The sequence below is a fragment of the Acidiphilium sp. genome (assembly GCF_049977125.1).
GTDB lineage: Bacteria > Pseudomonadota > Alphaproteobacteria > Acetobacterales > Acetobacteraceae > Acidiphilium.
In genome coordinates this window covers 1-6498 of record NZ_JBMFGY010000151.1, presented here as the reverse complement: position 1 = coordinate 6498, position 6498 = coordinate 1, and the positions used below count along the sequence as shown (strand labels likewise).

4 protein-coding genes are annotated in these 6498 nt (G+C 66.0%); 2 read left to right on the top strand and 2 right to left on the bottom strand.

The features are described from left to right. Positions 1 to 267: 267 nt before the first annotated feature. Positions 268 to 2244 (top strand): ABC transporter transmembrane domain-containing protein, encoded by a 1977-nt coding sequence (locus tag ACP5E6_RS15395; protein ID WP_427955472.1) that lies wholly within the window; start codon positions 268 to 270, stop codon positions 2242 to 2244. Positions 2245 to 2279: 35 nt separating this feature from the next. Here ACP5E6_RS15395 and ACP5E6_RS15390 read toward each other — a convergent pair whose 3' ends face one another. Together ACP5E6_RS15390 and ACP5E6_RS15385 are read right to left on the bottom strand one after the other, a co-directional pair. Further along, positions 2280 to 4805, bottom strand: coding sequence for an ABC transporter permease (locus ACP5E6_RS15390; RefSeq protein ID WP_427955470.1), 2526 nt, complete (start codon positions 4803 to 4805; stop codon positions 2280 to 2282). Continuing rightward, positions 4802 to 5461, bottom strand: a complete 660-nt coding sequence (locus ACP5E6_RS15385) for an ABC transporter ATP-binding protein (RefSeq protein WP_427955468.1) — start codon at positions 5459 to 5461, stop codon at positions 4802 to 4804. The genes ACP5E6_RS15390 and ACP5E6_RS15385 overlap by 4 nt, the downstream gene beginning before the upstream one ends. Before the next feature lie 37 nt (positions 5462 to 5498). On the opposite strand from ACP5E6_RS15385, the gene ACP5E6_RS15380 reads away from it, so the two are divergent. Then, positions 5499 to 6182, top strand: coding sequence for an arylesterase (locus ACP5E6_RS15380; protein ID WP_427955465.1), 684 nt, complete (start codon positions 5499 to 5501; stop codon positions 6180 to 6182). Positions 6183 to 6498 lie beyond the last annotated feature (316 nt).

Sequence of the window (6498 nt, the reverse complement as noted above, 5' to 3'; positions counted from 1 at the left end):
GACCGCGAGTCGATCACAACAAAATCAACCACAGGTGTATTTATGCACCAACGCCCACGCTGATCCCATTTCCTTCTTCAACGTCAGCGACACATTGGACCGGACGGTTTTACCAGCCTTGATAGGCGTACCCTGACGCGGATTGAGCCTCTTCTCCGCCTGGGTTTCGTACCATGATGGTTTTGAAACACACCAAGCATCGTCGGATCCCGCGGGTGAGACGCTACTCGCTGAACCAACGGTGGCTGTCCAGGGCGCGGAGCTCAGGTGACGCGCGGTCCCCAACACGGCATCGCCGATCCGGATTTCGTCGATCACCGCGATCACGCCGGTTTGCAGATCAAATCCAGTCGCGCGTATGTGAAGAACGGCAGCTTCGGCGCAGAGGATGGCATGAGTGATTCTCAAGTGAACGGCCCGGTGACCGGACGGCCTGGAGCCGGTTTGGAACTGGCTTCGCAGTTGATGCGATCGGCGCGGGGACGGCCGGGCCGGCGCAATCTCGGACCATTGAAGCGCCTTATGCCCTATCTGGCGGCGCATCGGCGCGATGCGGTTCTCGCGTTGGTATTCCTGGTCGGCGCCACGCTTGCCAACCTTGGTCTGACCATCGGGGTGCGGCGGATCGGCAATGATGGTATGGCCAATGTCGCCGCATTGCAGCGGACGATGGCGCAGATGGGTGCCATCACCGCGGTGTTCGCCTTGTGCAGTGCGCTGCGCTTCTATTTCATCACCCGGCTGGGTGAGCGGGTGGTCGCTGACCTGCGCAAGGCGGTGTATGAACATATTCTGCGGCTGGATCAGGCGTTTTTCCTGACGACGCGCACCGGGGAAGTCCTGTCGCGGATGACCACGGATCTCACCATTGTCGAGACCATGCTGGGATCGTCGATCTCGGTGGCGCTGCGCAGTTCGATCATGTTCATCGGCGCGCTGGTGTCGCTCATCGTGATCACGCCGCGTTTCACGCTGCTGGTCTTGCTGATCGTACCCCTGGTACTGGGGCCAGTGTTCTATCTCGGCCGGCGGGTCCGATCGCGCTCGATGGCCGCACAGGACCGGTTTGCCGCGGCGGTGGGGTTCGCGGGCGAGAGCCTCGATGCGATCGAGACGGTGCAGGCGTTCGGCCGTGAAACCGACAGCGCCGCGCGGTTCGGCGCCGCGGTCGAGGCGGCGTTCGCAGCATCGCTCGCGCGGATCAGAATGCGTTCGCTGCTGACCGGGGTGGTTTCCGTGCTCAGCTTCGTGGCGATCGGCTCGATCGTGTATCTGGCGGCGAAGGATACGTTCATCGAACACAGCGTGTCGCCGGGCGTGTTTCTGCAATTCATTTTTCTGTCGATTCTGGTGGTGACCTCGATCGGCTCGGTCGGTCAGGTCGCTGGCGATGTCCAGAAAGCGTCCGGTGCGATGGAGCGGATCGCTGAGCTGCTGGACGCAACGCCCGGAATTGCGGCACCGCCCGCCCCTGTCGCGATGCCGCTGCCGCCACGCGGCGACATCGTGTTTTCGGACGTGACCTTCGCGTATCCGGGACGGCCCGATCTACCGGCGCTGCGGAATTTTTCGCTGACCGTGCGGCACGGCGAGCGGGTGGCGCTGGTCGGCCCATCCGGCGCAGGCAAGAGCACGGTGCTGCGCCTGCTGCTGCGATTCTACGATCCGCAGGCTGGCATCATCCGGATCGACGGCGTCGATCTCAAGGCGACGGTGCCGGCAGAGTTGCGCGCGCGCATCGCCCTCGTCGGCCAGGATGCCGCGCTGTTTTCCGGCTCGGCCTACGAAAATCTGCGCTATGGCCGCGAGAGTGCCACGCGCGACGAGTTGCGCTGGGCGGCGGATGCGGCGCAGGCAACCGGGTTTATCGACCGTCTGCCCGAGGGGTTCGATACACCGATCGGCGAGCGGGCGAAATCGCTGTCGGGCGGGCAGCGCCAGCGGCTGGCGATTGCGCGGGCACTGGTGCGCGATGCGCCGATCCTGCTGCTCGATGAAGCGACCAGCGCGCTCGATGCGGAGAACGAACAATGGGTGCAGCAGGCGCTGGAGGTGGCGATGGCGGGGCGCACCACCATTGTCATCGCGCACCGACTGGCCACGATTTTAAAGGCGGATCGGATCATCGTGATGCAGGATGGGCATGTGGTGGAACAGGGCAGCCACGAGGAACTGGTTGCGACCGGCAAGCTCTATGCGAGACTGGCCCTGTTGCAATTTGGCGTGCAAGGCGCGGTAGGATAAGGCAGCGGATCCGAGCGGCGCGGTGGCGGCCGATCTCAACCGCCCGTTTCAAGCCGCAGGCGGGCGGCCGCAGGATGGCGCAGTATCCGGGCGGTGGCGGCGAACCCGAGGACGGTCATCGATGCGATACTGACGCCGAGTGTGATCAGCACGACCCCGATGGGGACATGAAATGCAAGATGAAACACCAGACGCACCACCAGGTCCGCCGCCAGCGTGCCGATCGATGCCGCTATAAGCCCGGCGGCACCGCCGGCCACGGCGAATTCGGTGAGCCAGGCGCCACGGATTTGCGACGCGGCCGCTCCAAGGGTTTTCAGCACCACGGCTTCGGCGATCCGGGCGTCGCGGCCGGCGGCGATCGCGCTGACCAGCACGAGACCGCCGGCCAACAGTGCGACCAGCCCGACCGCGCTGATCGCCGTGGCGATCTCACCGATCAGGCCCGCCAGGCCGCGCAAAATCTGGCTGACATCGATCCCGGTCACCCCGGGCAGCGCATCGGTCACGGCGGCCAGCACCACGCCCTTGCGGCCGCGATCGGCCTCGACCGTCGCGACCATTGTGTGCGGCGCGCCGGCGAACGGATCGGGCGTGCCGATCATCAGGAAGTTGATCTGAAGCGACTGCCAGTCGATCCGCCGAAGATTGGCGATCCGCAGCAGAAAGTCGCGGCCGAGCACGTTGACCGTGATGGTATCACCGACCCTGAGCCCCCATTGGCGGGCGATCCTTGCATCGAACGAGACCAGCGGCGGTCCGTGATACCGCTGTCCCCACCACTGTCCCGCGGTGATGTGCGTTCCCGGCGGCGGTGCTGCGGCATAGGTAAAGCCGATATCACTCCGCAGCGGCCATGCACTTTGTTCGGGTGGGCGGAATTGCGCCACACCGACGCCGTTGACCGCCATGATACGCGCCCGCAGGCTCGGCATGAACGCCAGATGATGCGCGGCACCGGTGGATTTCAGCGCGGCCTCGAATGTCGGCAAGTCATGCGGCTGAATATCGATAAAGTAGAAACCGGGGGCGCTCGCAGGCAGCGCATGGGTGAATTCGGCAAGCAGATTGCTGCGGATTTCCGCCACAGCGACCATCACGGTCAGGCCCGCACCGGCCGAGAGCAGCATGAGCGGCAGCGTGGACGCCGGCCCGGTCAGGCGCCGCAGGCCGAGCGCGATGGCGGCATTGCGCGGCGCGGGGAGCACCGACAAAAGGCGGATCAGCAGAAAAGCGACCAAGCGCAGCAGCAACAGGGTCGCGATCGCGCCGCCACTGAAACCCAGCGCCAGCAGCGGCCGTGGCACCGAAAGCACGGCAAGGGCCGCCAGAACAAGGACGGCGATGAGTTGAATGGCGATGGCGCGCCAGGAGCGCGGCACCTGCAGCGCGACGCTCGCCGAGCGAAACAGCGCGCCGCCCGAAATCGCTGCCGCGCGTTGCAGCGGCGGCAGCGCGAACACCAGGCCGACCAGCAGGCCGAACCCCGCCGATAGCAGCAGCGGCGCCGGATACAGACCGATAGGGTGCGGCAACGGCAAGACGCCGCGCAGCAGCGGCAGCACCAGCACCGGCGCGCCGGCGCCCACCGCCAGCCCGAGCAGGATGCCCGGCACGCCCAGGATCAATAACTGGATGATATTGATCAGGCTGATCAACCGCGCCGATGCACCGAGGCAGCGGAGCGTGGCAATGGTGCGGGCGCGCGCGGCGAGCCACGCGTCCACCCCGTTGGCGACGCCGATGCCGCCGACCAGCAAGGCGGCGAGGCCCAGCAGCGTCATGAACATGGCTGCCTGATCGACGAAGCGCGTCACACCGCGGGCGGCGCTTGCGGCACCACGCAGCCGCCAGGGATTGCCGGGAAATGCGCGTGCGAACGCCACGGCCAGACGATGTGGGTCGCGGCCCGGTGGCAGCAGAACCTGCAGGCCGAAGCTGACCAGCCCGCCTGGTTGGATGAGCGGCGTGCCGGCGAGCGATTTCAAGGCGACGAACGCTTTGACCCCGAACAGCTGGCTGTCGCCGATACTGTCGGGTGTGGATCTGATCGTACCGCGGAACACCAGTTTGACACCGCCGAGTGTGACGATGTCGCCGGGATGCAGGCCGAGTGTCGCGGCGCCGGTGGGGGCCAGCAACAGGCCGGGCCGGTGGCCGGGTCCGGGTGGCAGGCCCGCGAACTGGTCGGGCGGGCTGGTCGCGACGTGACCGAGCATCGGCCAGCCGGGTCCGACCGCGCGGACGGCAGCGAGCAGCCGATGGCCTGACGGTGCGACCAGGATCGACCGCGTGTCGACCGTCTCGGTCACACGCGCGCCATGGGCACGGAACCAGGCGGATACCGCCGTTGGCAAAGGTCCGAGTCCGGTGGACAAAGCGAGATCGCCGCCCAGGATGGTCCGGCCGCTCTGAGAGATCCCCTGTTGCAACGCCGCGCGTAGCGAACCGATGCCGGCGACCGAGGCAACGCCGACACCGAGACAGAGCAGCACGATCAACAGGCCGCGCTTGCCGCCCCGCAGATCGCGCCACGCCAGACGCCAGGCGAGCCGGATCACGACACGATGACGCCGTTGCGGAGCGTGACGATGCGGTCGCAGCGCGCGGCCAGCACGGGGTCGTGGCTGATTAACAGCAGTGTGGTGCCGTGGGTGCGGCACAGCGCGAACAGCAGGTCCATCACAGTCTTGCCGGTTTCGAGATCGAGGTTGCCGGTGGGTTCGTCGGCCAGCAGCAATCGCGGCATCGGCGCGAAGGCGCGTGCCAGCGCAACGCGTTGCTGCTCTCCGCCCGACAGCTGCGCCGGGCGGTGGCCGAGCCGATGACCGAGTTCGACCCGGCGGAGCGCGTCTGCCGCAATATCATGTGCATCGCGCCGCCCGGCCAGTTCCAGCGGGACGGCAACGTTCTCGAGCGCGGTCATGCTCGGGATCAGATGGAATGCCTGGAACACGATGCCGAGCGTGGCGCGGCGGAAACGGGCACGGGCATCTTCGTCGAGCGCTGCAAGATTTTGACCGGCCACTTCGAGCGTGCCGCCGGTGGCGCGTTCGAGCCCGGCGATCAGCATCAGCAGGCTGGTCTTGCCCGAGCCCGAGGCGCCGAGCACGCTGATCGTTTGCCCCTCCGCGACATCGAGATCGATGCCGAGCAAAATGTTGACAGGGCCCGACGCGGCGGGGATGGTCAGGCGAAGATCGCGGAGCCGGATCATCACGTCTGGTCCATCCTGCGTGCGGAGTTGTTCAAGCATGATTAAAGTATATGGGCGAGCGCGCTGGAATGGCCAGATCGTGTTTGGTTTCATTGGCTTGTTGTGCGTTTGCATCGCGCTTGCGCTCGGCATGGCGCGCGCCAACGCCGGGACGCCGGTCCGACTGCTCATCCTGGGCGACTCGCTGACCGCCGGATACGGCCTGCCGGTCGCCGACGGGTTTCAGGCGCAGCTGCACGCGGCATTGCGGGCGCACGGCGCGGATGTGGTGCTGGTGAACGGCGCGGTTTCGGGTGATACCACGGCGGATGCAGCGGCGCGGCTCGATTGGGTTCTGGCCGGCAGCAAGGTGGATGCAGCACTGGTCGAACTCGGCGGCAATGACGGGTTGCGTGGGTTGAGCACCGTGATGATGAAGCACAATCTGACCCGGATTCTGGACGATCTGGCGGCGCGGCACATCCCGGTGTTGCTGAGCGGGATGATCGCGCCACCCAGCCTGGGAGCGGCCTATGGTGCGCGGTTCAAGGCAGTGTTCGCCACGCTGGGCCATCGTAAGGGGGTGCTGTTCGATCCGTTTTTTCTCCAGGGATTGCCCGGCAAGCCGGGACTGGTGCAGGCGGATGGGCTGCACCCGAATGCCTCCGGCGTGCGGATCGAAGTCAAGCGCTTGCTCCCGCTCATCCTGCAACTGATCGCCGCGGCCAAGACGCAGCACTGACGCCAGATAAACGCAACCGGGTGTTTTTCATCCCCGGGTCCCGAAACTTCCTCGGCCCCCTCGGCCGACCACGCGGGGCGACCCTGCGAGGCACTTTAATGGTCGTTTTGGAACGAGGCTTGGACCTATGGCGGATAGCTCCGCCCCGTGGCTAACTCGATCGACCGCGCGCTTGAATACAGATCGTCTCCCAGAACATTTTCTGGACGGTGACATAGCCAGAATAGCTGCCGAAAATGGGGAAAGTCGGGCTGGACACTGTCACGAAACCCTTGTGCAAACGATGCATCCGGAACCGGGCGGCGCGGGTAGTTCC

What these genes read in the sequence shown, in the direction of transcription:
- ACP5E6_RS15380 (WP_427955465.1), top strand. Translation starts at nt 5,499, where the DNA reads ATGATTAAAGTATATGGGCGAGCGCGCTGGAATGGCCAGATCGTGTTT.
- ACP5E6_RS15385 (WP_427955468.1), bottom strand. Translation starts at nt 5,461, where the DNA reads ATGATCCGGCTCCGCGATCTTCGCCTGACCATCCCCGCCGCGTCGGGC.